This window comes from Pseudomonas sp. JUb42, assembly GCF_024807945.1.
Taxonomy (GTDB): domain Bacteria; phylum Pseudomonadota; class Gammaproteobacteria; order Pseudomonadales; family Pseudomonadaceae; genus Aquipseudomonas.
This window is the reverse complement of record NZ_JANUFD010000010.1, coordinates 1-22,749: the sequence shown is the minus strand read 5'-3', so window position 1 is coordinate 22,749 and position 22,749 is coordinate 1. Positions and strand designations below refer to the sequence as shown.

22 protein-coding genes are annotated in these 22,749 nt (G+C 60.7%); 15 read left to right on the top strand and 7 right to left on the bottom strand.

Annotated elements, in window-relative coordinates; all coding sequences use genetic code 11:
- Position 1: 1 nt before the first annotated feature.
- Complete coding sequence (locus M2401_RS19935; protein WP_259105361.1) at positions 2-946, bottom strand: alpha/beta hydrolase; 945 nt, start codon at positions 944-946, stop codon at positions 2-4.
- 103 nt (positions 947-1,049) lie between these two features.
- On the bottom strand, positions 1,050-1,958 hold the full coding sequence (locus M2401_RS19930) for a LysR family transcriptional regulator (RefSeq protein ID WP_259105360.1): 909 nt from the start codon (positions 1,956-1,958) through the stop codon (positions 1,050-1,052).
- A 144-nt stretch (positions 1,959-2,102) separates the two neighbouring features.
- Here M2401_RS19930 and M2401_RS19925 point away from each other — a divergent pair, with 144 nt between their 5' ends.
- The 8 genes from M2401_RS19925 (at position 2,103) to dctM (ending at position 11,262) form a co-directional block, all read left to right on the top strand.
- Positions 2,103-2,942, top strand: a complete 840-nt coding sequence (locus tag M2401_RS19925; protein ID WP_259105359.1) for a MaoC family dehydratase N-terminal domain-containing protein — start codon at positions 2,103-2,105, stop codon at positions 2,940-2,942.
- 184 nt (positions 2,943-3,126) lie between these two features.
- Positions 3,127-4,290, top strand: coding sequence for an acyl-CoA dehydrogenase family protein (locus tag M2401_RS19920; protein ID WP_259105358.1), 1,164 nt, complete (start codon positions 3,127-3,129; stop codon positions 4,288-4,290).
- A gap of 10 nt (positions 4,291-4,300) precedes the next feature.
- Entirely contained in the window at positions 4,301-5,650 is a 1,350-nt protein-coding gene (locus M2401_RS19915) for an MmgE/PrpD family protein (RefSeq protein ID WP_259105357.1), read from the top strand.
- Positions 5,651-5,819: 169 nt separating this feature from the next.
- Positions 5,820-7,019, top strand: coding sequence for a CaiB/BaiF CoA-transferase family protein (locus M2401_RS19910; RefSeq protein ID WP_259105356.1), 1,200 nt, complete (start codon positions 5,820-5,822; stop codon positions 7,017-7,019).
- A gap of 234 nt (positions 7,020-7,253) precedes the next feature.
- Positions 7,254-8,072 (top strand): CoA ester lyase, encoded by an 819-nt coding sequence (locus tag M2401_RS19905; protein WP_259105355.1) that lies wholly within the window; start codon positions 7,254-7,256, stop codon positions 8,070-8,072.
- A gap of 188 nt (positions 8,073-8,260) precedes the next feature.
- Complete coding sequence (locus tag M2401_RS19900) at positions 8,261-9,259, top strand: TRAP transporter substrate-binding protein (RefSeq protein ID WP_259105354.1); 999 nt, start codon at positions 8,261-8,263, stop codon at positions 9,257-9,259.
- Positions 9,260-9,346: 87 nt separating this feature from the next.
- Complete coding sequence (locus M2401_RS19895; RefSeq protein ID WP_259105353.1) at positions 9,347-9,979, top strand: TRAP transporter small permease; 633 nt, start codon at positions 9,347-9,349, stop codon at positions 9,977-9,979.
- Positions 9,979-11,262, top strand: a complete 1,284-nt coding sequence (dctM, locus tag M2401_RS19890) for a C4-dicarboxylate TRAP transporter large permease protein DctM (protein WP_259105351.1) — start codon at positions 9,979-9,981, stop codon at positions 11,260-11,262. Before M2401_RS19895 ends, dctM begins: the two co-directional genes overlap by 1 nt.
- A gap of 211 nt (positions 11,263-11,473) precedes the next feature.
- Here the strand turns inward: dctM and M2401_RS19885 are convergent, their stop codons facing one another.
- Positions 11,474-12,259, bottom strand: coding sequence for an aldolase (locus tag M2401_RS19885; RefSeq protein ID WP_259105350.1), 786 nt, complete (start codon positions 12,257-12,259; stop codon positions 11,474-11,476).
- On the bottom strand, positions 12,249-12,977 hold the full coding sequence (locus tag M2401_RS19880; RefSeq protein WP_259105348.1) for an HAD family hydrolase: 729 nt from the start codon (positions 12,975-12,977) through the stop codon (positions 12,249-12,251). Before M2401_RS19880 ends, M2401_RS19885 begins: the two co-directional genes overlap by 11 nt.
- A gap of 98 nt (positions 12,978-13,075) precedes the next feature.
- Between M2401_RS19880 and M2401_RS19875 the strand changes: the two genes are divergently transcribed.
- The 3 genes from M2401_RS19875 (at position 13,076) to M2401_RS19865 (ending at position 15,184) form a co-directional block, all read left to right on the top strand.
- Positions 13,076-13,939, top strand: a complete 864-nt coding sequence (locus M2401_RS19875) for a LysR family transcriptional regulator (RefSeq protein WP_259105346.1) — start codon at positions 13,076-13,078, stop codon at positions 13,937-13,939.
- Between the two features lie 104 nt (positions 13,940-14,043).
- Positions 14,044-14,529: a GNAT family N-acetyltransferase gene (locus M2401_RS19870; RefSeq protein ID WP_259105345.1), complete on the top strand. Its 486-nt coding sequence runs from the start codon at positions 14,044-14,046 to the stop codon at positions 14,527-14,529.
- Positions 14,530-14,914: 385 nt separating this feature from the next.
- The gene (locus M2401_RS19865; RefSeq protein WP_259105343.1) at positions 14,915-15,184 is read left to right on the top strand and encodes a DUF1652 domain-containing protein; all 270 of its coding nucleotides are present in this window, start codon (positions 14,915-14,917) and stop codon (positions 15,182-15,184) included.
- A gap of 175 nt (positions 15,185-15,359) precedes the next feature.
- Here M2401_RS19865 and M2401_RS19860 read toward each other — a convergent pair whose 3' ends face one another.
- Both M2401_RS19860 and M2401_RS19855 read right to left on the bottom strand, forming a co-directional pair.
- A complete protein-coding gene (locus tag M2401_RS19860) occupies positions 15,360-15,695 on the bottom strand; it encodes a hypothetical protein (RefSeq protein ID WP_259105342.1) in 336 nt (111 codons plus the stop codon).
- A gap of 49 nt (positions 15,696-15,744) precedes the next feature.
- Positions 15,745-16,674 (bottom strand): LysR substrate-binding domain-containing protein, encoded by a 930-nt coding sequence (locus tag M2401_RS19855; protein WP_259105341.1) that lies wholly within the window; start codon positions 16,672-16,674, stop codon positions 15,745-15,747.
- 120 nt (positions 16,675-16,794) lie between these two features.
- Here M2401_RS19855 and hutH point away from each other — a divergent pair, with 120 nt between their 5' ends.
- The 4 genes from hutH to M2401_RS19835 all read left to right on the top strand — a co-directional run bounded on the left by hutH (position 16,795) and on the right by M2401_RS19835 (position 21,822).
- Positions 16,795-18,321 (top strand): histidine ammonia-lyase, encoded by a 1,527-nt coding sequence (hutH, locus tag M2401_RS19850; protein ID WP_259105339.1) that lies wholly within the window; start codon positions 16,795-16,797, stop codon positions 18,319-18,321.
- 655 nt (positions 18,322-18,976) lie between these two features.
- Positions 18,977-20,392, top strand: a complete 1,416-nt coding sequence (locus tag M2401_RS19845; protein WP_259105338.1) for a pyridine nucleotide-disulfide oxidoreductase — start codon at positions 18,977-18,979, stop codon at positions 20,390-20,392.
- Between the two features lie 175 nt (positions 20,393-20,567).
- Positions 20,568-21,506, top strand: coding sequence for a ketopantoate reductase family protein (locus M2401_RS19840; RefSeq protein ID WP_259105337.1), 939 nt, complete (start codon positions 20,568-20,570; stop codon positions 21,504-21,506).
- Positions 21,507-21,582: 76 nt separating this feature from the next.
- The gene (locus M2401_RS19835) at positions 21,583-21,822 is read left to right on the top strand and encodes a DUF465 domain-containing protein (protein ID WP_259105336.1); all 240 of its coding nucleotides are present in this window, start codon (positions 21,583-21,585) and stop codon (positions 21,820-21,822) included.
- 108 nt (positions 21,823-21,930) lie between these two features.
- On the opposite strand, the gene csrA is transcribed toward M2401_RS19835, so the two are convergent.
- On the bottom strand, positions 21,931-22,119 hold the full coding sequence (gene csrA / locus M2401_RS19830) for a carbon storage regulator CsrA (RefSeq protein WP_259105756.1): 189 nt from the start codon (positions 22,117-22,119) through the stop codon (positions 21,931-21,933).
- Positions 22,120-22,749 lie beyond the last annotated feature (630 nt).

The following is a 22,749-nucleotide window of genomic DNA, read 5'->3' as shown; positions in this document are numbered from 1 at the left end:
CTTAGCCCGCCGTCGCCTGATCTGCCGTCTGCTGGGTGGCGGTACGCGCCGGTGGGTCGAGCAGGGTACGAATGGCCTGGCTGTAAGCCTGACGGCCGAGGTTCATGCTGTTGTTATGGGTCGCGCCGGGTACCAGCAGCAGGCTTTTCGGCTCCCGCGCGGCTTCGTACAGGGCCTTGCTGAAACGCGACGGCACGTATTGATCGCCAGTACCGTGGACGATCAGCACCGGCATATGGATATCGGCGATCTTGTCGACGCTGTCGAACTTCTGCGACAGCAACCAGCGCACCGGCAGCGAGGTTTTCTTGCTGGCAACGGCGGTGGCGACTTCGGCTAACGTCGTGAAGGTCGATTCGATAATCAGCCCTCGTGCCTGCACCGGTTCGTGAGCCCGTTGGGCATCGCGGCCCAGTTCGGCGGCCAGGTCCACGGCCACTGCGCCGCCCAGGGAATGCCCGTATATCAGGCGCCGACGCGGGTCCGGTTGCAGGGTTTTCAGGCGCTCCCAGGCCACCCGGGCATCTTTGTAGACGCTGCTTTCCGACGGCAGCGGCCCCTTGCTCTGACCAAAGCCGCGATAGTCGATGGCCAATACCGAAAAGCCCAGGGCACGCAGTTGCTCGATGCGAAACAACTGGCCGGTGAGGTTCCAGCGCGCGCCATGCAGGTAGAGGATGGCCGGGGCGTCCTGGCGCGTCGACGGCCACCACCAGGCGTGAATGTTCTGCTGGGTGCCGAAGTCCGAGGCCTTGAGTTCGAACTCCTGCACGCCCTTGGGCAGGCCGCTGTACCAGCTGGCATCGCCGGGTTCGATGCCGAACACCAGTTTGCGTTCCTCATGCTGCAAGGCCACGCAGCCCACGGGCAGGCCGACGATGAGCAGGGCCAGGCAGGTCCAGCGCAGCCAGCGGGTTTTCAGGCGTGAGAAAAAGACAGTGGGCATGGGCGAGACTTCCGCGCAGCGGGACAGACAGATGCGGTGCAGTCTGCCAGATTTTCCAGCGGGCTTTGTAATCTCCGGATAAACGCCATTTGTGGGACAGGCCTCATTGCAATTCGGCTGGGCTGCTGTCCTGTGGCATCAACGTCGCAATCAACGCCCTGACCGTCCCCGGCAGCGCATCGAGTTCGCGCACGAGAATGCTGCGTTCGCGCACTGCCCAGCTTTCGTCGAGCTGGATGGTCACCAGTTCCATGGTGCGGCTGTGCCGGATCGCTGCCGATTCGGGAATGATGCCGATGCCCACGCCCGCTTCGACCATGCGGCAAATCGCCTCGAAACTGGAGACCTGAATGCGCAGGGACAGTTGCTCGCCGATGCGGTCGACATGGTCGCGCAGGAAGCTGAGCAGGGTGCTGCCTTCGTGCAGGCCGATATGCTGGTAGGCCAGGGTCTGCTTGAGGGTGACCTGCTCGAATTGCGCCAGTTCATGGCCGGTCGGCACGGTCAGCACCAGGCGGTCGGTGCTGAAGTGCATGACTTGCAAGCCAGCGGCCTCGACCGGCCCGGCGATGATGCCCATATCGGTGCTGCCATCCAGTACGCCACGGACGATATCCCGGGACAGGCGCTCCTGCAGGTCAACGGTCACGCCGGGGCGTTTGGCCAGGAAGCCCGCCAGCACTTCGGGGAGGAATTCGGTGACCGCCGTGGTGTTGGCGAAGATGCGGATATGCCCGGCCGAGTCGGTGCCGTAGTGGGTGAACTCGCTTTTCAGGTAATCGACCTGGCGCATGATCAGCCGCGCATGCTTGAGCAACTGCTGCCCGGCCGGGGTCAGTTCCACGCCGCGGCTGTCGCGGTACAACAGGCGGGTGTCGAGCTGGCCTTCCAGGGCCTTGATCCGCGCACTGGCGGCGGCGGGGGAAAGGAACGCACGGCGGGCGCCCTGGGTCAGGCTCGGCGATTCGCCAATGTGGATAAACAGGCGCAGGTCTGCCAGATCGAAATGCATGCCGGAGGTCTCATTGTTTTTGGAGTGTTGAGCGCTAGACGCGTTCAGCATACATGAACGCCGGATTACACAAATGTAAATTCTCAGAATGCCAAACCCCCAGCATGATGGCCTCATAACAAAACCGCCAAAGAGGTTATCTGCATGAGCGCTACAGCTTCGCCCACGGATTACAGTGCCTGGATTGGACGCACCGAAGAGGCCTGGGACCACCTGAGCCACAACCTGGTCAAGCGCATCGCCGCGACCTTCGGTGAGCCTGTCCCGGCTGATGGCGAGGCGCTGCCGCCGCTGTGGCAGTGGTGCTTCTTTCAGGAACCGGTGTTCGAATCCCTGCTCGGCACTGACGGCCATCCGGCCCGTGGCGGCTTCCTGCCTCCTGCCGACAATCGCAATCGCATGTGGGCCGGTGGCCGCGTCGAATTCATTGCGCCACTCAAGGCCGGCGCCGATGCTCACCGCCTGTCGACCATCCTGCATATCGAAGAAAAGCACGGCCGTACCGGTTCGCTGCTGTTCGTCACGGTGCGCCACGACTATTCGCAAAACGGCGAACTCTGCGTGCGTGAAGAGCAGGACATCGTCTACCGCGAACCCAACCCTCCCAAGCTCAACAGCGGTGATGCCCCGCCTGCCGGTGACTGGAGCGAAAGCGTCAAGCCGACGCCGACCCTGCTGTTCCGATACTCCGCCGTGACCTTCAACGGCCACCGCATTCATTACGACTACCCCTACGTGACTGAGGTCGAGGGCTACGCCGGGCTGGTGGTGCACGGGCCGATGATTGCCACCCTTAATCTGCGTGCCTTCATTCGCGCCAATCCGCAGGCCAAGGTCCGTCATTTCGCCTATCGCGGCGTGCGTCCGTTGACCGTGCCGACGCCCTTCGTGGTCGGCGGCCAGGTGCTGGAAGCGGGCAAGGCGCAGCTGTGGGCCGGTAATGAAGCGGGTGTGGCGCAGAGCGCAGAAGTTCAGTTCGACTGAGACCGAGAAGGCTCAAATTTTTTTATCTGGATGGGAATTTGTGGGGCCGGCTTTAGCCGGGAAAGCGTCAGTGGAACAAATGCCGCCTTCCCGGCTAAAGCCGGTCCCACAGTCCTGTGCAAAGCGACCTACACCGCCCCATGGCCCCAGTGATGGCAGGCCATGATGTATCTGAGGACACACGATGAACCCGTACGAAAACGAAGACCTGAATGCCATCCGCGAAGGCGTGCGTGCCCTCTGCGCTGAGTTCGACGCCGCCTACTGGCGCAAGATCGATGAAGAAAAAGGTTTCCCGGAAGCCTTCGTCAAGGCCATGACCGACGCCGGCTGGCTGTCGGCGATGATTCCGGAAGAGTACGGCGGCTCGGGCCTGGGCCTGACCGAAGCCTCGGTGATCCTCGAAGAAGTGAATGCCTGCGGCGGCAACTCCGGCACCGTGCACGGCCAGATGTACAACATGTTCACCCTGCTGCGTCACGGCAGCGAAGAGCAGAAGCGCTACTACCTGCCGAAACTGGCCAGCGGCGAACTGCGCCTGCAGTCCATGGGCGTGACCGAGCCGACCACCGGCACCGACACCACCAAGATCAAGACCACGGCGGTCAAGCAGGGCGACAAGTACATCATCAATGGGCAGAAGGTGTGGATCTCGCGCATCCAGCACTCGGACCTGATGATCCTGTTGGCCCGCACCACGCCGCTGGCCGAAGTGCAGAAGAAGTCCGAAGGCATGTCGATATTCCTCGTCGACCTGCGCGCGGCCATCGGCAACGGCCTGACCGTGCAGCCCATCGCCAATATGGTCAACCACGAGACCAACGAGCTGTTCTTCGACAACCTGGAGCTGCCCGCCGACAGCCTGATTGGCGAGGAAGGCAAAGGCTTCCGCTACATCCTCGACGGCCTGAATGCCGAACGTACCCTGATCGCCGCGGAGTGCATCGGTGACGGCCGCTGGTTTACCGAGAAGTCCGCCGCCTATGCCCGCGACCGCGTGGTCTTTGGCCGCCCGATCGGGCAGAACCAGGGCGTGCAGTTCCCGATTGCCGAGGCCCATATCGAAATCGAGGCCGCCGACCTGATGCGCTGGCGCGCCTGTGAGGAATACGACAACGGCAAGAACGCCGGTGCCAGCGCCAACATGGCCAAGTACTTGGCGGCCAAGGCGTCCTGGGAAGCGGCCAATGCCTGCCTGCAGACCCACGGCGGTTTTGGCTTCGCCTGTGAGTACGACGTCGAACGCAAATTCCGCGAGACCCGCCTGTACCAAGTGGCGCCGATCTCTACCAACCTGATTCTTTCCTACGTCGCCGAGCATCTGCTCGAACTGCCACGCAGCTTCTGAGGACACGCACATGAGCCATACCCAAGCGCTGGTCGCGTTCCTCGCTGACCTGACTTACGAGCAAATTCCCGGCCCCGTGCTGGATCGCACCGAAGACCTGTTCCTCGACTGGCTGGGCTCGGCCCTGGCCAGCCAGGGCGCCCACCCGATCCCGCTATTCGAGCGTTACGCCCGGCGCATGGGCCCGGCTGAAGGCGCGGCGAAGATCGTGGTCAATGGTCGTGGCACTTCTGCGTACTTTGCCGCCTTCGTCAACGGCGCCTCGTCGCACCTGGTCGAACAGGACGATCTGCACAACAGCTCCGTGCTGCACCCGGCCACCGTGGTGTTCTCGGCGGTGTTGGCGGCGGCTCAGGATCTGGGCAAGTCCGGCAAGGACCTGCTGCTGGCCTCGGTGGCCGGTTACGAAGCCGGGATTCGCATCGGCGAGTTCATGGGCCGTTCCCATTACCGGATCTTTCACACCACCGCCACCGTCGGCACCCTCGCTGCGGCTGTGGCCGTGGGCAAGCTGCTGGGCTTCAATCGCGAGCAGTTCACCAACCTGTTGGGCAACGCCGGGACCCAGGCCGCCGGCCTGTGGGAGTTCCTGCGTGATGCCGCCGACTCCAAGCAGCTGCACACCGCCAAGGCCGCCGCCGATGGCCTGCTCGCGGCCTATATGACCGAAGACGGCCTGACCGGTGCGCGCAATATTCTTGAAGGTGATCAGGGTATGGCAGCCGGCATGTCCACTGACGCCGACCCGGGCAAGCTGTCGGATCGTCTGGGCAGCCGCTGGGCATTGCCGGAAACCTCGTTCAAGTTCCACGCTTCGTGCCGCCACACCCACCCGGCCGCCGATGCGCTGCTGCACCTGATGCAGCGGGAAAGCCTGGGCCATGAGCAGATCGCCAAGGTCGTCACACGTGTGCATCAAGGTGCTATCGATGTGCTGGGCCGCGTTGTCGTGCCGACCACGGTGCACCAGGCCAAGTTCTCCATGGGCGCCGTGCTGGGCCTGATTGCCGTGCATGGCAGCGCGCAACTGATCGAATTCCGCGACCTGGCCCTGACCGATCCTCGGGTTGCCGCCTTCCGCGAGAAGGTCAGCATGGAGCTGGACGAGGAAGTCGACGGCGCCTATCCGGCGCGCTGGCTGGGTAGGGTGATCGTCACCACCACCGATGGCCGCGTACTCAGCGCTGCCATCGACGAGCCTAAAGGCGATCCGGGCAACACCCTGTCGCGGCCTGAACTGGAAGACAAATTCCAGCGTCTGCTGGCGTTTTCCGGCGCGCGTACGGCTGAGCAGGGGCGTGAGCTGATTGCCAGGGTCTGGTCGCTGCGCGATGCGCGCAGCCTGGCGGATTTGATCTAAAGAACAACGCACTCTGTGGGGCTGGGTTCTGTGGGAGCGAATTCATTCGCGAATGCGGTATTCCAGCTCCCACAAATGCATCTGATGTGTTGAATTTTTCGCGAATGAATTCGCTCCCACCGAATTCGCCTCCGCAGCGTGGCGGGAAGGCGATACGAGGTAAATAAACATGACTCAAACCAACCCCCGTCCCCTGGACGGCATCACCGTGGTCAGCCTTGAGCATGCCATCGCCGCGCCGTTCTGCACGCGGCAGCTGGCGGATATGGGCGCGCGGGTGATCAAGATCGAGCGCCCAGGCAGCGGCGATTTCGCCCGTGGCTACGACCAGCGCGTCGATGGTCTGGCTTCGCACTTTGTCTGGACCAACCGCTCCAAGGAAAGCCTGACCCTGGACCTGAAACAGGACGAGGCAGGTGGCATTCTCGAGTCCCTGCTCGGCCAGGCCGACGTCCTGGTGCAGAATCTCGCACCCGGCGCCGCCGCACGCATGGGCCTGTCGTTCGAGGCGCTGCATGAGCGTTTCCCTAAACTGATCGTCTGCGATATCTCCGGTTACGGTGAGGGTGGGCCTTATGAAAAGAAGAAAGCCTACGACCTGCTGATTCAAAGCGAAGGCGGCTTTCTGTCGGTGACCGGCGGCCCCGATGAAGACGAAATGGCCAAGGCCGGTTGCTCCATCGCCGATATCGCCGCGGGCATGTACGCCTATACCGGTGTGCTCTCGGCGCTGTTGCTGCGCGGCAAGACCGGGGTCGGTAGCCGCATCGACGTGAGCATGCTGGAAAGCCTGGCCGAGTGGATGGGTTACCCGATGTACTACGCCTACAACGGCGCGCCGCCTCCGCCACGGGCTGGCGCATCGCACTCGACCATCTACCCCTACGGGCCGTTCCCCACTGGCGGCGGCAACACGGTGATGCTCGGCTTGCAGAACGAACGTGAATGGGCGCTGTTCTGCGAGAAGGTCCTGCTCGACCCGGCCCTGGCTACGGACGAGCGTTTCAGCGCCAACTTCAAGCGCTCGGAAAACCGCGAAGTGCTGCGCCAGATCATCGTCGACGGCTTTGCCGCCCTGAGCGTGGACGAAGTGGTCGCGCGTCTTGAAGACGCGCAGATCGCCAATGCGCGGGTCAACGATATGCAGGGTGTGTGGAACCATCCGCAGCTCAAGGCCCGGGATGGCTGGCGCGAAGTGGACAGCCCGGCGGGCAAGTTGCCGTCGCTGCTGCCACCGGGACGCAACGCCGCCTTTACCCCGCGCATGGACGCCGTCCCGGCACTGGGGCAGCACACGGCGAGCATCCTGGCGGAGCTGGGTTTCTCCAGTGAAGACCAGGCGCGGTTGGCGACGACCGGGGTGGTTTGAGTTGCACCGGAATGAAAAGGGTGAAGGGATAGATTGTGGGAGCCAACGGTGGGAGCGAATTCATTCGCGAAAGCTGCATTCCAGGCGATGCATACCTATTGGATGTACCGGCCTATTCGCGAATGAATTCGCTCCCACAATGCTCTCCCATAGAGGTTGCTACCACAGAATTTACTCTTAAAGAAAACGCTCCTACCTGGGCGGTATTTCAACGATTAAACGAGGAAAACCAGCATGTCTCCATCCATCGTCCGCAGCGCGCTGTTTGTGCCGGGCAGTCGGCCCGAGCGGTTTGCCAAGGCGTTGGCGGCCGGTGCCGACGCGGTGATCGTCGATTTCGAAGATGCCGTCGAAGAGCCGCTCAAGCGCCAGGCCCGGGACAATCTTGCGGCCTTCCTGCAGGCCAATCCCGAAGCCTTGGTATGGGTGCGGGTCAATGCGCCTGACCACGCCGAACACGCTGCTGACCTGGCCTTCTGCAAGGCCCACCAGGGCGTGGTCGGGGTGCTGCTGCCCAAGGTGGAAAGTGCGGCCCATGTAGCCGCCGTCCACGCCACCGGCAGGCCGATCTGGCCGATTGTCGAAAGTGCCAGGGGCCTGCTCGCTCTGGCCGAAATTGCCCATGCGCCAGGCGTCGAACGTCTATCCTTCGGCGGCCTCGACCTGGCCCTGGACATGGACCTGAACAACGGCACCGCCGCGGCGCAGTTCGTCCTCGATCAGTCGCGCATGGCCGTGCAGTTGCATTCGCGCAGCGCCAATCTGCTGCCACCACTGGACGGCGTCTTTCCGGCCATTGGCGATCCGGATGGCCTGGCCGCTTCGGTGCGTCACGCCTACGACATGGGCTTTGGTGGCGCGCTGTGCATCCATCCCAAGCAGGTGTCTGTCATCCATGAGGCCCTGGCGCCAACGGCAGAGATGCTGTCCTGGGCGCAGCGGGTGGTCGACGCCAGCGCGGCTGCCAGCGGTGCCGGAGCCTTCCAGCTGGATGGGCAAATGGTTGATGCACCGGTTTTGTTGCGTGCACAACGCTTGTTGGCACTGGCTTGAGTGCTACATTCAGCGTGCAAACGGGAAAAATCTTACGGCGTTCAGCTCCGCCGAACGCTGGGTTACACAAAAGCTAATTCTACAAACGCTCCAGGTTGGGCATGTTAGAGCTAGCAAAAGGCTACACCCGCTTCTCAACAACGGCCCTCAGAGGCCGAATCGCTGACAACAATAACAAGGTGAAATCAATGTTGAAGCTGACCAAGGCGCTGTTCTGCGCAGCTGCATTTACAACGTTCGCCGGGATGGCCTACGCCGACCCGATCGTCATCAAGTTTGCCCACGTCGTTGCGGAGAACACTCCGAAAGGTCAGGGCGCGCTGCTGTTCCAGAAAATGGTCGCCGCGGACCCCGCGCTGAAAGACAAGGTCAAGGTCGAGGTATATCCGAACTCGTCGCTGTTCGGCGATGGCAAGGAAATGGAAGCGCTGCTGACCGGCAACGTACAGATGTTGGCGCCGTCCCTGGCCAAGTTCGAGCAATACACCAAGAAAACCCAGATCTTCGATCTGCCGTTCCTGTTTGACGACCTTGCAGCCGTAGACCGTTTCCAGAACGGCCCACAGGGTAAGGCCTTGCTCAGTTCCATGGACGAAAAGGGGATTCACGGCCTGGCCTACTGGCACAACGGTTTGAAGCAACTGTCGGCCAACAAAAAGATGGTCGAGCCTAAAGACGCCCGTGGCCTGAAGTTCCGTGTACAAGCGTCCAGCGTGCTGGAAGCGCAGTTCGTGGCCTTGCACGCCAACCCGCGCAAGATGAGCTTCGCCGAGGTTTACCAGGGCCTGCAGACCGGCACCGTCAACGGCACCGAGAACACCTGGTCGAACTATGAAAGCCAGAAGGTCAACGAGGTTCAGCCGTTCTTCACTGAATCCAACCACGGCCTGATCGACTACATGGTCATCACCAACTCCACCTTCTGGAACGGCCTGCCTGCGGATGTGCGTAGCGAGCTGCAGAAGATCATGGACCAGGTCACCGTGGAAGTGAACAAACAGGCTGAAGCCCTGAACCAGACCGCCAAGCAGAAAATCATCGACTCGAAGACCAGCGAAGTCGTGACCCTTACGCCTGAGCAACGGGCCAAGTGGCGCGAAGCGACCAAGTCGGTGGTGGATCAATTCTCTGCTGAAATCGGCCCTGACCTGATCAAGGCTGCACAAGATTCGAACAAGGCTCAGTAAGCCGCCTGATAACGCTGTAACAGGCCCTGATGCTGTGTGGCCGCCCGGTCCCGGGTGGCCACTGTCTCTACGTTCGGAGAACTTTCTATGCAATCGCTGAAGCGAGTCTGGGAGCATCTGGAGGAGGGCTTTATCGCCTTTCTGCTGGCTGCCATGACGCTGGTGACATTTGTCTATGTGGCGCTCAATAACATTTACACGCTGTTCTACACCCTGAGCGACAAGTGGGCGTTCAGCAGCGATTTCTTTGCTTACCTCGGCGACCACACCATGGGCTACGCCCAAGGCATGACCTGGAGCGTCGCCCTGACCAAGGCCATCTTCGGCTGGCTGATTTTCTTCGGTATTTCCTACGGCGTGCGCACCGCTGGCCACCTGGGCGTGGATGCCCTGGTCAAGCGCTTCAGCAAGCCGGTACAACGCTGGCTGGCGATCCTCGCCTGCTTGTGCTGCATGGCCTATGCCGGGCTGATTCTGATGGCCAGCTACAAGTGGGTCTCGGCGCTGTTCGTCGCCCATATCGGTGCCGAGGACCTGGATAAGTTCGGCATCCAGGTCGCCCATATCACGGTGATCGTGCCCCTGGGCTTTGCTCTGGTGTTCATTCGTTACCTGGAAATTCTCTATCGCATCTGGACCCACCGGCAGACCGGCCTGGGCCTGGCCGATGAGGCCGCCGAAGCCACGAAACTGGCCAACCCTGGTGAGGAGCATCACTGATGACGGTCATCTGTCTGTTCCTGTTGCTGTTCGTTTTCATGTTCCTGGGTGTGCCCATTGCGATCTCGCTGGGCCTGTCCGGGGCGATGTCGATCCTGCTGTTCAGCCAGGACTCCCTGAGTTCGCTGGCGATCAAGCTGTTCGAAACGTCTGATAGCTACACCTTCCTGGCGATTCCGTTCTTCCTGCTGTCCGGGGCCTTCATGACCACGGGCGGCGTGGCGCAACGGCTGATCGATTTTGCCAACGCCTGTGTCGGCCATATCCGTGGCGGCCTGGCGATTGCCGCAGTACTGGCGTGCATGCTGTTTGCGGCGTTGTCCGGCTCATCGCCAGCCACGGTGGCGGCGGTGGGTTCGATTGCCGTCGCAGGCATGGTGCGCTCCGGTTATCCGAAGGAGTTCGGCGCGGGCATCATCTGTAACGCCGGTACCCTGGGCATCCTCATTCCGCCGTCCATCGTGATGGTGGTGTATTCGGCCGCAACCGAAACCTCGGTGGGCAAGCTGTTCATTGCCGGTGTGGTGCCGGGCCTGCTGCTGGGCGTGATCCTGATGGTGGTGATCTACATCGTCGCCCGCATCAAGAAACTGCCGGCCCAGCCACGGGTGTCCTTCCGTCAGTGGCTGACCACGGCACGCCGCGCGTTCTGGGGCCTGTTGCTGCTGGTGATCATCCTCGGCGGTATCTACAGCGGCATGTTCACTCCGACGGAAGCGGCGGCGGTGGCGGCAGTGTACTCGGCCTTTGTCGCACTGTTCGTGTACAAGGACATGCGCCTCAGTGACTGCCCGAAAGTGCTGCTCGAGTCCGGGCGCCTGTCGATCATGCTGATGTTCATCATCGCCAACGCCATGCTCTTTGCCCATGTGCTGACCACCGAGCAGATCCCGCAACAGATCACCAGTTGGGTGATCAGCGGCGGCCTGACGCCAATCGGCTTCCTGATCATGGTCAACGTGGTGTTGCTGGTGGCAGGCAGTTTCATGGAGCCGTCGGCCATCGTGCTGATCCTGGCGCCGATCTTCTTCCCGATCGCCACCAAGCTGGGCATTGACCCGATCCACCTGGGCATCGTCATGGTAGTGAACATGGAGATCGGCCTGGTGCACCCACCGGTGGGCCTGAACCTGTTCGTGACCTCGGCGGTCACCGGCCTGACCCTGGGCCAGACCATCCGCGCGGCGATGCCGTGGCTGTGCATCCTGCTGGCGTTCCTGATCCTCGTCACCTACGTGCCGATGATTTCCCTGGCGCTGCCGAACTGGTTGGGGATGCCGTAGCCTTTAAGTTGTTCAGCAATTCCCTTGGCCCCTGTGGATATGCTCCCGGGGGCCTTTTTTATGGGTAATGAGCTTAAGGAAAACCTGTGGGAGCGGATTCATCCGCGAAGGCGGCATTCCAGTCGATAGAAATGCATTGGATGTATTGGCCTCTTCGCGAATGAATTCGCTCCCACAATTCGCTTCCAGAGATTTCAGCGGCAAGGGGATATCAGCTACGAAAATCCGGCTCGGTCCTGGCCAATATCCGCTTCACACTCTCCAGATGCAGTTGCGCGCTCTCGGCTTCGCCGTAACGCATCTGCCGCGCCGTGCGCTCGGCAATCTCCGGTGACACCGGCTTCAGCGGCTTGCCGCTGCTCATGGCCTTGAGCTGCACTTCGGCGGCACGCTCCAGGTAGTACAGGTCGTCCCAGGCCATGGCGATACTCGGCGCCGTCACCATCACACCGTGGTTCTGCAGAAACAGGATATCGGCCTGCCCCATGGCGGCGGCAATCCGGTCGCCTTCGGACTCGTCCAGGGCCAGGCCGTTGAAGTGCTCGTCCACGGCTATGCGCCCATAGAACTTCAGCGCGGTCTGGCCGGCCCAGAGCAGCGGTTCGCCACTGAGCATGGTCAGGGCCGTGGCGTTGGGCATATGGGTATGGAATGCCGCCATTGCCGTGGGCCGGTGCCGGTGCAGGCGGGCATGGATGTAGAAGGCCGTGGCTTCGGGCTTGCCGTCGCCACTGACCAGTTGCCCGTGGATATCGCAGATCAGCAGGCTGGAAGCGGTGACCTCTTCAAAGGCCAGGCCGTAGGGATTGACCAGGAACAGCTCGGGATGCCCCGGCACCACGGCGGAAAAGTGATTGCAGATACCCTCGCTCAAGCCCAGGCGCGCCGCCATGCGCAGGCTGGCGGCCAGGTCGACGCGGGCGGCCTGGATCGCCGCTGTATCGAGATCACCGGAGTAACGGCTGGTACTGCGCAGCAGCCCGCAATCATGCGCCATGGCGGTCGTGCTCCTCATCGATCCAGCCTTGGGCGCGCAGCAGGTCAGGCACTTTGCCCAGGTCGCTCAGCACTGCGTCCGGGGTGTAATCGAGCAGCGGCTGGCGCCGGGTGCCACGGTCGATCCACACGCAACGAAAACCCATGTCGCGGGCCACGGTCAGGTCAAGATGCGGGCTGGCGCAGATATGCACGGCCTGGTCCTGGCTGATGCCCAATTCACGGTGAGCGTGCTCGAACAGCCGGTGATCGGGTTTGTAGGCCCCGGCCTGTTGCGCGGTGATAACCCGGTCCACATAGCCGCCCAACTGCGCCACGTTACCGGCAATGATGTCGTCGTCGGTGTTGGAGACGATGCACAGCATGAAGCCCTGTGCCTTGAGCCAGGCGAGGGTGGCGAGCACTTCCGGGAAGGGCTGCATCTGGCTGATATACCCGGTCAGTTCGTCGGCATCGCGGGGTTCATAGGGCAGCTCGAGGCCTTCGAGGGTCAGTTGCATCGACAGCCGGGAAATCTCGGCGAAGGAGCGGTGCGGCGGCGTCTGCTCGAGGCGGTGCTCGTGTTCGTCATAGACCTGGATGAAGGCGTCGGGGTCCAGTTCGCTGCGCTGTTTGCGGGCAAGCAGGGCGCGGACCTGGGCGAGCAGGCCTTCGTCCCACTGGATCAGGGTGCCGTAGCAGTCGAAGGTCAGCCAGAGCGGGCGGGTGGAGGGGGTCATGTCGTTGTCCTGTGAATGGGTACAGGATCAATCTAGGCAGGATATGAATAATCGTAAAATTAAATTATGATCGATAAATAATTCGATTGGTGAATGTTATGTTCGATCTCGAGCTGTTGAAGACTTTTGTCAGCGTGGTCGACGCGGGCGGCTTTACCAAGGGTGGTGAGCGGGTCAACCGCACCCAGTCCACGGTCAGCCAGCAGATTCGCAAGCTGGAAGAACAGCTCGATCGCCCGCTGTTGCTGCGCCAGCGGGCCAGTAAACATATCCAGCTCACCGAAGATGGCGAACGCCTGATCGGTTACGCCCGGCGTTTGGTAGGCCTGGCCATGGAGGCCCATAACGTCATGCAGAGCGGGCAGGCCAGTGGCGTGGTCAAGCTGGGAGTGCCCGAGGATTTCGACGTCCAGCGGCTGATGGGCCTGCTGGCCGGCTTTGCCCGGCAGTACCCCCAGGTGCGCCTGGACACCCTCAATGGCCTGAGTGTCGACCTGCACGCGCAACTTGAGGCGCGGGATATCGATCTGGCCCTGGTCAAGCGCGACGTCAGGCCCGAAGCCGGGCAGGCGCCGTCTCTGGCCAGTTGGCCCGAGCAACTGAGCTGGGTCGCTGGGTCAGGCATGCAGACGATCGCCGACCCGGTGCCACTGGCGGTCTTTCCCCAGGGCTGCATCTACCGCAACCGCATCATCCACGCCCTGGAGGCGGCGGGGCGCACCTGGCGCGTGGCCTTTGCCAGCCAGAGCCTGGTGGGCATTCAGGCGGCGGTCTCGGCCAATCTGGGCATCGCCCTGCTGCCCACTTCGGCGGTGCTGCCGAGCCATCGACTGTTGCGTCCTGACGAAGGTTTTGCCGCAGTGCCGCCCAGCGAACTGGCGCTGATATCGGCCAGTCGCCTGTTATCGGAACCGGCACGCAAGTTGACGGAATATCTGCAGCAGACCCTGTCCACTCAATGACTTGCCGGGAGTCATGGGCACAACGAGATTATTTTGACAGTAGGCAATACGGGATCGGTGGCTTCGCATATAGTGTGTAGGCTTACTTACGAGGATCCTGCCCCATGTTCCTGCACCGTCCCCTGGAAGAAAAAGACATCCCCGCTGTATGTGCCTTGCCGCAGAACGCTGATGAGCTGTTTTATATGTTCCCCCGGGCGACGTGGCCGCTCACGGCAGTGCAATTGAATGATGCCCTGGAGGAGCGCTCCGACTCCACCGTGGTCGAGCTCAATGGCGAAGTAGTCGGTTATGCCAACTTTTCCCTGGCGCATTTTCGTGGCCGTTGTTCCCTGGGCAACGTGATCATCGCCCCGGAAGCGCGCGGCAAGGGCGTGGGCGGTTACCTGATCGGCTGCATGACTGACCTGGCGTTCGACAAGCACGAAGCTAAGGAACTGACCGCATCCTGCTACAACCACAATGTGCCAGGCCTGCTGTTTTATCCGCGTCTGGGCTTCAAGCCATTTGCCGTGGAAGAGAAGCGCGACAAGCGCGGTGCGCGGGTGGCGCTGATTCATTTGCGTCTCAAGCGTCCGGAAGCCGTCTAGACGCTGACCGTTCTGTCAGGAAAACAGCTCATACGCTGATCGCCGCACAGGGTGTGACGTCTGGTCGCAGGCCTGTGCGGCGAGTTGTTTTTCTGCCTGAAACTGCGAGTTTTTCCACTGTTATTGTGGATTAACCGCGCGATGAATCGATTCTGCCGGTTTTTTTGAACCCCGCTCTTTAGTTATGGGCGTTATTCTTTTTTTGCGGAAGTTGCGAGTTGTCAGGGCCTAGGGTATAAGTTTATTAGTTCGTTAACTGGCCGATTCTTCGGCGGTATTTATTTGACGAATAATTTATGCCCATTCGTCTTTGCTATAAAAAGGTTTAGTCACAGGCTGGCGAGTTGTGCATGGCAGCTACACAGGATTTCTGGAGAACATGGCAATGATTGCTTATCGACTTTCCCCGCTCGAACTGCGCAGTATCATCGAGCAGGCTTTTCTGCCTTTACGCTGTACCTGCAATATCGCTGCAGACAACTCGATGACCGTGCAAATCCTTGATCCGCAAGGCGATCAGGGTGAATTGCTGGTCACTGGCATTTCCCTCGACAGGCTCAATACCAGCCGGGATATCTCTGAACTGGTAGCGGAGCTGCGCTATGATCTGGCCCATACCCAACACAGCGCCTTGCGGGCCAACGCACGCCGTTGAGCCCTTGCTGACTACATAACCGCCGCTTCTCAAGTCGTTGACGAGAGAGGTCGCGGTTATTCGTTTTTGTTCGTGCGCGCTTCTAATTAAACATAACGATTAAACAACAGTTATCGGACAACTTGGCCGTCGCCCGAAACTATGTGTAATTGTTTCAAAACGATAATGGAACAACTCAATGCATTGAGCGTTTGCGTTCGTTTTTGAACAATATCCTGAACTCATGCGGCTCGGCGTCATTTAACGAATCCTGTCGTTCGATAGGCCCTGCTTCAATCTTCCCCTCCAGTGCAACGCGAATGACCATGGACTTGCCCAGGCCATCAGGCAGGTCGCCAACAATGGTCAACTCGCGTAACTCTTCGCCATCGCGCTCGACATTGACCAGCCTGACCCGGCAAGTGGCCTGCATGGGGATCGGCCCGAACAGGGTGTCGCGCGAATAATCGATTTCGGCGATGCCACTGCGGGCATCTTTTTCTACATTCATTTGGATTGCCTCGGTTTCCATTTACCGGTTTTTTCACGGGTTACGGAACATGGAGGCAATGGCTGTCGCTTTAGTTCGATCCATCGCTACGAACGGTCGGTTCCAGTGCGCCGGTCAGCCATTCGCGCAGCGCGCGGATTTTCGGCAACTGCGCCCGTTGCGGCGGGTAGACCAGGTAATACGCCATGCCTTGACTCAGTTCGATGTCGAACGGCGCCACCAGTACGCCGTCATTGAGGCTTTCGCGGATCAGGTTGATATCACCGAGGGCAACGCCCTGGCCGCGGGTCGCCGCAGACAGGGCCAGTTCCAGGGTATCGAAGCGTTGCCCGCGATGGGCGGCGATACCCTTGACCCCGGCGCTTTCCAGCCAGCGGCTCCAGCCGTGCAGGGGAATGCAGTGCAACAGCGCCAGGCTCCTGAGGTCTTCGGGGTGATGCAGGCGGCGGGCGATTTCCGGCGAGCACACCGGGGTCAGGCGCTCGGGCATCAGGGCGATGGCTTCGAGGTTTTTCCAGTCACCACGGCCTTGAATAATGGCGGCATCGACGTCGGTGTCTTCGAAGTGCGGCTCCCAGGAGTCATAGGTGGTTACCCGCACGTCGACATCCGGCATCACGCTGCGCCAGTCCGGCAGCAGCGGCAAAAACCAGCGGGTGGCGATGGTCGGTGGCATGCGCAGGGTCAGTACCTGGCCGGCACTGCGCAGGCTGTTGCAGGCCTGGACCACGCGGCCGAAGGCTTCATCTACCACCGGCAGCAAGGCTTCCGCTTCCGGGGTCAGGCGCAGCCCGGTCTTGTGGCGGATAAACAGGATCACGCCCAGATGTTCTTCCAGTTGCTGGATCTGCCGACTGACCGCGCTCTGGGTGACGAACAGCTCCTTGGCAGCACGGCTGAACGTGCCGCAGCGGGCGGCGCTGGCGAACACTTCCAGGGCCAACAGGGGCAGGCGCCGACGGGGGAAGTCGGGATTATCCAATGTATGCGTTTCGATCATGGATCGCATGAGAAATTACCGCGTTTACGCAAGTGTCGCCGCAGCTTAACGTAATCGCATCTGTCGACCTATGCTTCTGAGCGCATGGATCGGCGCACTTCACCTTCAGGAGTTCCGGCAATGAATCGCGTCATCCTCGAACACTCGCTTTCACGGGCCCAGGTCGTCAGTATTGCCAGCGCCCAGGCCGTGCTGGAATTGGCTCCGGCGGCCCGGGAGCGCATCGAGGCTGCCCATGCCATCGTCCGTTCGGTGGTGGAGAAAAATATCCGCGCCTATGGCGTCAATACCGGGGTCGGCGCCCTGGCCAATACCGTGGTGCCGCCCGCCCTGCAAAGCGCGTTGTCGCACAATATTCTGATGAGTCATGCGGTGGGCGTTGGTCAACCCCTGAGCGTGGCCCAGACCCGGGCGGTGATGGCGGCTGCGATCAACAATTTCGCCCATGGCTATTCCGGCCTGCGCCTGGTGGTGGTGGAGCGCCTGGTCACGCTGCTCAACAGCGGTTGCACGCCCGTGGTGCCGGGGCAGGGATCGGTGGGTTATCTGAGTCATATGGCTCATATCAGCCTGGCGCTGATTGGTCACGGTGAGTGCCTGCTCGACGGCGAGTGCCTGTCGGCGGCAGCGGCCCTGCAGCGACTGGGGCTGACGCCACTGGTGCTGGAGGCCAAGGAAGGGCTGTGTCTGGTCAATGGCACGCCTTGTGTTACCGGCATGGCCTGCCTGTTGCTGGATCAGGCCGAGCGGCTGATGGACTGGGCCGATGCGATCTCGGCCATGAGCTTCGAAACCCAGCGCTGCCAGTTGCGCGCCTTCGATCCGGTGCCCATGGCGTTGCGCCCCTCCAAGGGCTTGCTCAAGGTCGCCCATGACCTGACCGCCTGGCTCGACGGCTCGGCCATTCTCGCCGCCGCCAGTGGGCGGCAGACCCAGGATGCCTTGAGCCTGCGCAGCATTCCCCATGTCCACGGCGCGGTACGTGACAGTCATGAGCAGGTGGCGGCGGTGGTCGAGCGCGAGCTGACCTGCGTCACCGACAACCCGATGATCTGCGGTACTGCCGACGATCCGCAGATCTACTCCGAGGCCCACGCGGTCGGCGCGGCCATGGGCCTGGCGATGGATCAGCTAGGGATTGCCCTGGCCGAACTGGCGTCGATTTCTGAGCGCCGGCTTGATCGTATGGTCAATCCGCTGGTCAATAACCTGCCGGCCTTCCTGGCAGGGGCCAGTGGTGTGGAGTCGGGGTTCATGATCGCGCAGTACACGGCGGTTTCCCTGGTGGCGCAGAACCGTCGTCTGGCGGCGCCTGCCAGCCTCGATGGTGGCATTACCTCGGGCCTGCAGGAAGACACCCTGTGCCACGCCACCCCGGCCGTGCTCAAGGCCCAGACGATCGCCGAGAATCTGCAGATGATCCTCGCCATCGAACTGCTCGCGGCCTGCCAGAGCTATGACCTGCTGGACTCAGAACTCCCCGCAGCACCCCGCACTAGCGCCTTGTATCTGCGCCTGCGCGAGGAGATTGCGCGCTACGCCGATGACCGTCCATTGGGCCGGGATATGGCTGATGCGGCGCGGTTTATTCAACAGCAGACGCCACAGGCAATTGCTGATGCGGGGCAATTGCAGTTGGTGGCGTAGGCTTTGCGCACAATCTCCTGAATCAACGGTGCTCTGAGGGAGTGCATTGTGGGAGCGAATTCATTCGCGAAATCGGTATGCCAGGCGATGAAGATCCGTCGAATATAGCGGCCTCTTCGCGAATGAATTCGCTCCCACAAGATTTTCTCCCTGCCCCGGTTAATGTTTGCTGCGCGATAGCGCGGCGTGGATGACGGCGGGGATCTCCCACAAGATTGTTCGCACCTCTGGCAGATTCGATATAAAAAAATATAATTCCCGGGTCGATTGTTCTTCGTCTGGCGTCAAAATTATTTTTCTTTTTAAAACATGTATTTATTAAATCTGAATTAGATAATTAGGTGTCATGCATAAATTTGACACTTTCCCGACTTTTTGAAATTATCTGTTTTAGTTTTTTGCTTGACTACTTTCTGTCCGGCTTCCCGCAGCAGTGGGGGCGACGCCATCCGCGTCATCGGTGAGCCTGTATCTGCCCCAGCGTTTCATCACCTTCGTTTCACCTCCATAACTCCATGTTCACGCCGGGCGGTAGCGTTGCCGGTGGCTGGCCTTGCCTGCTTTTCATTGCACTTGTGCGTTTCCTGCTTGATGGACTTTCCAGATTGACGTCGGACGGTCTCCGTTTGTCGATCCAAAATTAGGGAGTTTCATCATGTTTACAGAATCCATGGGAATCGAGTGTGGCTGCGTGGTCGGCGGCGCAGGGCCAGCGGGTATGGGGTTGCTGTTCAATGCCCTGAAAAGCGGGACATTGGCGGCACTGGCGCGCGATGGCCTGATCATTGTTGACAGCAGCCCGACGCCTGGCGCGGGTTGCCTTGGGGATTACCGGATCACCGCCAACTCAGTGGGCGATGTCTTTCTCGACTGCCTGCGCCACCCGGCATTGCGAGAGATTTTCGAACCATTGGAGGGCGCGCTGGCTTACTGGCGCGTCCGCTATCAGGCACAAAGCGCATTGCCGCTACCCGATATTGGTCAGTTGCTGACTGAGGCTTCGAGCCTGTTTTTCGAACATATCGTCAATCACTACGGGGTCAAGCTGTGGCACAGCAGCACCATTACCCAAGTGGTGGCCGACAGCGAGGGTTACGAGGTCTGGGTCGAGCACGAGGGGCATCTTCACTGCATTCGCAGCCGTACTCTGGTGCTTAATCTCGGTGGCCGCCAGGACTCGCAATATTTGCTCGACGGTCTGGCCGATCAGGGCTTGTATGTTCCGCCCTCGGCAAGCATCCACAGTGCCGACCGGCTGTTACGGATGAATTCGGTGCAACTGCGCCAGCAGTTCGCCGACGCCCTGGCCAGTGACAAGGGCATTACGTTGGTCGGCGGCTCTCACAGTGCATTCTCGATGCTTGAGAACCTCGCTGATGCCCTGGAATTTGCCGGGCTCAAGACCCTCAATCTGGTGCATCGATCGCCCATCCGCCTGTTCTATGAAAGCGCCGAAGAGGCACGGCAGTCGGGCTACGTGTTCAACCCGCAGCAGGATGTCTGCCCGGTGACGGGGCGGATAAACCGCTCCGGCGGTCTGCGTTATCGCGCCCGGGATGTGGGGCGCGCGGCGGTGGAACGCGGGCGGGTCGGCAATACCGGGGTAAGCGTGCGCCTGCTGTCGACTCGCGAGGACCGGGAGGCGGTGCAACAGGCCTTGGCTGATTCCTGCATGGTGGTGCAATGCACCGGCTATCAACCGCGCCTGCCGGTCTTGATGCGCCGCGATGGATCCATGATCAGCCTGCGCGAGGCGAAGGGCGGGCTGGATTCTGATCCCGGTGGCTGCCCGATTGATGAGCACGGCCTGCGTCTGCACGGCCTTCATCTGTTCGGCCTGGGGGCCGGTCTGGGAGTGGATCCGTCGTTGGGTAGCGAAGCATCGTTCGATGGCCGTATCTACGGCGTCTGGCAGTTCCACCACGATGCCAGTCGTGCGGTGATCGAGGCGGTGCTTGAGCGCCTGCGTTACAAGTCCAGAGAGATCGATGTGGCCGCGCCCAATCTGGTCGAACGCCTGGAAAACGGCCTGCCGTTCCTGTTCCCCGGCTTCGCTGGCATCAAGGCCTGATTCCCCTCCAGGGCTTGCTTGCCTTTTCCCGGCAGCCTTTGGCTGTCCGGGATTTTTTTGTTCTCGACAGCGGGCGGTTTATTTTCAATGATGGCCGTCATTCTATTGGCGTGCCGGGCTTTGACTATGCTCGGCCTGAGTCTGCAACGTTATGGACTGACTGGAGGGCGATGCAATGCGAATTCTGATTGTGGGTGCGGGGGCCATTGGCGGCTATTTTGGTGGGCGGCTGCTGGAGGCGGGGCGTGATGTGACTTTTCTGGTGCGCGCCGGGCGTGCCGAAGAGCTCGACCGCGACGGGCTGGTCGTGCGCAGCCCACTGGGCAACATCCTCTACCCGTCACCGCCCCATGTGCTGACTGAAATGCTGGGCGGCGTCTATGACCTGATTGTGCTCAGCTGCAAATCTTATGATCTGGACGCGGCCATGGAGTCGTTCGCAGCGGCGGTCGGTCCCGAGACCCTGATTCTGCCATTGCTTAACGGCATGGGGCATATCGAACGCCTGAGCGAGCGCTTCGACCGCAGCAACGTGCTGGGTGGCCAGTGCCTGATTTCTCTTGATCGTGATGCGTCCGGGGCAATCCTGCACCTTAACGATACCAATCAGTTGTCCTTCGGCGAGCTGGATGGCGCCACGACTCCACGCATCCTGCGAGTGGCCGAGGCCCTGGCCGACGCTGGTTTCGATGCCAGCCTGAGCCTGCGTATCGTTCAGGAAATGTGGGAGAAGTGGTGTTTCATCGCCACCGGCGCGGGTATTACCGGATCCATGCGTGCCAGTATCGGCGATGTCCTGGCGGCGGGAGGCGAGGCTACGGTTATCCGCCTGCTCAACGAATGTGCCGGCATTGCCGATGCGGCCGGGCATGCCCTGCGACCTGAAGTGCGTCAGCGTTTTCTGACGATGCTGACGACACCCGGCTCGAAAATGACGGCGTCGATGCTGCGCGATATCGAACGCGGTGCGCCCATCGAGGTTGAGCATGTGCTGGGCGATCTGATCGCGCGTCGTGCTGCCCCGGGCCTGCCTGCAACGGCCTTGAGCGTACTGGATTTTGTCTGTTTGCAGCTGCGCTCCTACGAGGCCCGCCGCCTGCGCGAGGGGCATTGATCGCGGGCAGGTTTTGCGGCAGTTACAGCTGCTAGGCTTAGAGCGTTATCAACGTCCCTATGAGAGGTGCCCAGCTATGCCGGTCAAGCACGATTTATTCAAGGACTTGGGATTTACCCGGGAACAGGTTGCAGAGCGCAGCAAGGCTGACAAGAAACTCAATCAGCTGTTGGTCGACTACGACGAAATTGATGCCGGAGTCCTTAAAGCCGAGGCTGGAGCGGCAGGCAGTGTCAGCGACGAGCAGTTGAACAGGCTCAAGGAGAAGCGCCTGCGTATCAAGGACGGCATCATGCAGCACATGCAACAGACCTGACGTCGTTCGGCGGGCGAAAAAAAACGGCATCCACTGGATGCCGTCTGGCCGCGACCCGCCACGGGCAAGTGGCAGGTCGGCATCGAAAAGCCGTGTGACGCTATAAATTCATTGTGGGTCTTGCTGAGGGGCGAGTTCCGCCTGGATCCGCTTGTAGATTTCTTCCCGATGCACGGAAACATTTTTCGGGGCATTGATTCCCAGGCGTACCTGAAGACCTTGAACGCCAAGAATCGTGACGGTGATCTCGTCACCAATGTTTATGCTTTCGCCTACTTTGCGGGTGAGTATCAACATAATCTTTTCCTTGATGGCCTCTTGAAATGCCTCTACCAAGAGGCTGGCGTTTGCCTTTACGTGGTGATTGTTGCCGACTGCATCCAAATGCGTCCATCAGTATGACGTTGCTACGGTTAATTAAATTCCCTTGTCATTTCCCTGTCACCGAGATTTGCGTCATCGGCTTGACGGCGGTGCCAATTCTGCCTGTTTTGTAGCGCAAATGCCCGTATTTACTGGCGCATGTCCAAAGTCATCTGTTTCAGCGCTGAAAAAACGGCCTTTGACACGGGTTGACGTGGCAGCGGAGACGGACGCTGGCATGCGGACATCATCCATTGACTCTCAGCGTATGCGAGATTTCGTGGTTTTGCCTGAACCTTGCCATTCAATAGACAAAAAAAGCGAAAAAATGCGTAGGAAAAGCACCTTTTGATTGGTGAAATTTTCTTAATCTTGAAGGGGGATTTGCTACGAGGGCCTGTAGGAGATGCCCTATAAGGCGAGGGAGATGATGTCAGGCGGTCAACACGAGGAGGAGTTGGCGATGCCTGTAGGAGCAACTGTCTTCAGTGCCTTTGATCACGACTAATTATCTCAGGGCGTCGTAGGTCCTGCCCCGCCGAGCAAGTCGGTGTCTTTCTGGCC

What these genes read in the sequence shown, in the direction of transcription:
- M2401_RS19935 (WP_259105361.1), bottom strand. Translation starts at nt 946, where the DNA reads ATGCCCACTGTCTTTTTCTCACGCCTGAAAACCCGCTGGCTGCGCTGG.
- M2401_RS19930 (WP_259105360.1), bottom strand. Translation starts at nt 1,958, where the DNA reads ATGCATTTCGATCTGGCAGACCTGCGCCTGTTTATCCACATTGGCGAA.
- M2401_RS19925 (WP_259105359.1), top strand. Translation starts at nt 2,103, where the DNA reads ATGAGCGCTACAGCTTCGCCCACGGATTACAGTGCCTGGATTGGACGC.
- M2401_RS19920 (WP_259105358.1), top strand. Translation starts at nt 3,127, where the DNA reads ATGAACCCGTACGAAAACGAAGACCTGAATGCCATCCGCGAAGGCGTG.
- M2401_RS19915 (WP_259105357.1), top strand. Translation starts at nt 4,301, where the DNA reads ATGAGCCATACCCAAGCGCTGGTCGCGTTCCTCGCTGACCTGACTTAC.
- M2401_RS19910 (WP_259105356.1), top strand. Translation starts at nt 5,820, where the DNA reads ATGACTCAAACCAACCCCCGTCCCCTGGACGGCATCACCGTGGTCAGC.
- M2401_RS19905 (WP_259105355.1), top strand. Translation starts at nt 7,254, where the DNA reads ATGTCTCCATCCATCGTCCGCAGCGCGCTGTTTGTGCCGGGCAGTCGG.
- M2401_RS19900 (WP_259105354.1), top strand. Translation starts at nt 8,261, where the DNA reads ATGTTGAAGCTGACCAAGGCGCTGTTCTGCGCAGCTGCATTTACAACG.
- M2401_RS19895 (WP_259105353.1), top strand. Translation starts at nt 9,347, where the DNA reads ATGCAATCGCTGAAGCGAGTCTGGGAGCATCTGGAGGAGGGCTTTATC.
- dctM (WP_259105351.1), top strand. Translation starts at nt 9,979, where the DNA reads ATGACGGTCATCTGTCTGTTCCTGTTGCTGTTCGTTTTCATGTTCCTG.
- M2401_RS19885 (WP_259105350.1), bottom strand. Translation starts at nt 12,259, where the DNA reads ATGGCGCATGATTGCGGGCTGCTGCGCAGTACCAGCCGTTACTCCGGT.
- M2401_RS19880 (WP_259105348.1), bottom strand. Translation starts at nt 12,977, where the DNA reads ATGACCCCCTCCACCCGCCCGCTCTGGCTGACCTTCGACTGCTACGGC.
- M2401_RS19875 (WP_259105346.1), top strand. Translation starts at nt 13,076, where the DNA reads ATGTTCGATCTCGAGCTGTTGAAGACTTTTGTCAGCGTGGTCGACGCG.
- M2401_RS19870 (WP_259105345.1), top strand. Translation starts at nt 14,044, where the DNA reads ATGTTCCTGCACCGTCCCCTGGAAGAAAAAGACATCCCCGCTGTATGT.
- M2401_RS19865 (WP_259105343.1), top strand. Translation starts at nt 14,915, where the DNA reads ATGATTGCTTATCGACTTTCCCCGCTCGAACTGCGCAGTATCATCGAG.
- M2401_RS19860 (WP_259105342.1), bottom strand. Translation starts at nt 15,695, where the DNA reads ATGGAAACCGAGGCAATCCAAATGAATGTAGAAAAAGATGCCCGCAGT.
- M2401_RS19855 (WP_259105341.1), bottom strand. Translation starts at nt 16,674, where the DNA reads ATGATCGAAACGCATACATTGGATAATCCCGACTTCCCCCGTCGGCGC.
- hutH (WP_259105339.1), top strand. Translation starts at nt 16,795, where the DNA reads ATGAATCGCGTCATCCTCGAACACTCGCTTTCACGGGCCCAGGTCGTC.
- M2401_RS19845 (WP_259105338.1), top strand. Translation starts at nt 18,977, where the DNA reads ATGTTTACAGAATCCATGGGAATCGAGTGTGGCTGCGTGGTCGGCGGC.
- M2401_RS19840 (WP_259105337.1), top strand. Translation starts at nt 20,568, where the DNA reads ATGCGAATTCTGATTGTGGGTGCGGGGGCCATTGGCGGCTATTTTGGT.
- M2401_RS19835 (WP_259105336.1), top strand. Translation starts at nt 21,583, where the DNA reads ATGCCGGTCAAGCACGATTTATTCAAGGACTTGGGATTTACCCGGGAA.
- csrA (WP_259105756.1), bottom strand. Translation starts at nt 22,119, where the DNA reads ATGTTGATACTCACCCGCAAAGTAGGCGAAAGCATAAACATTGGTGAC.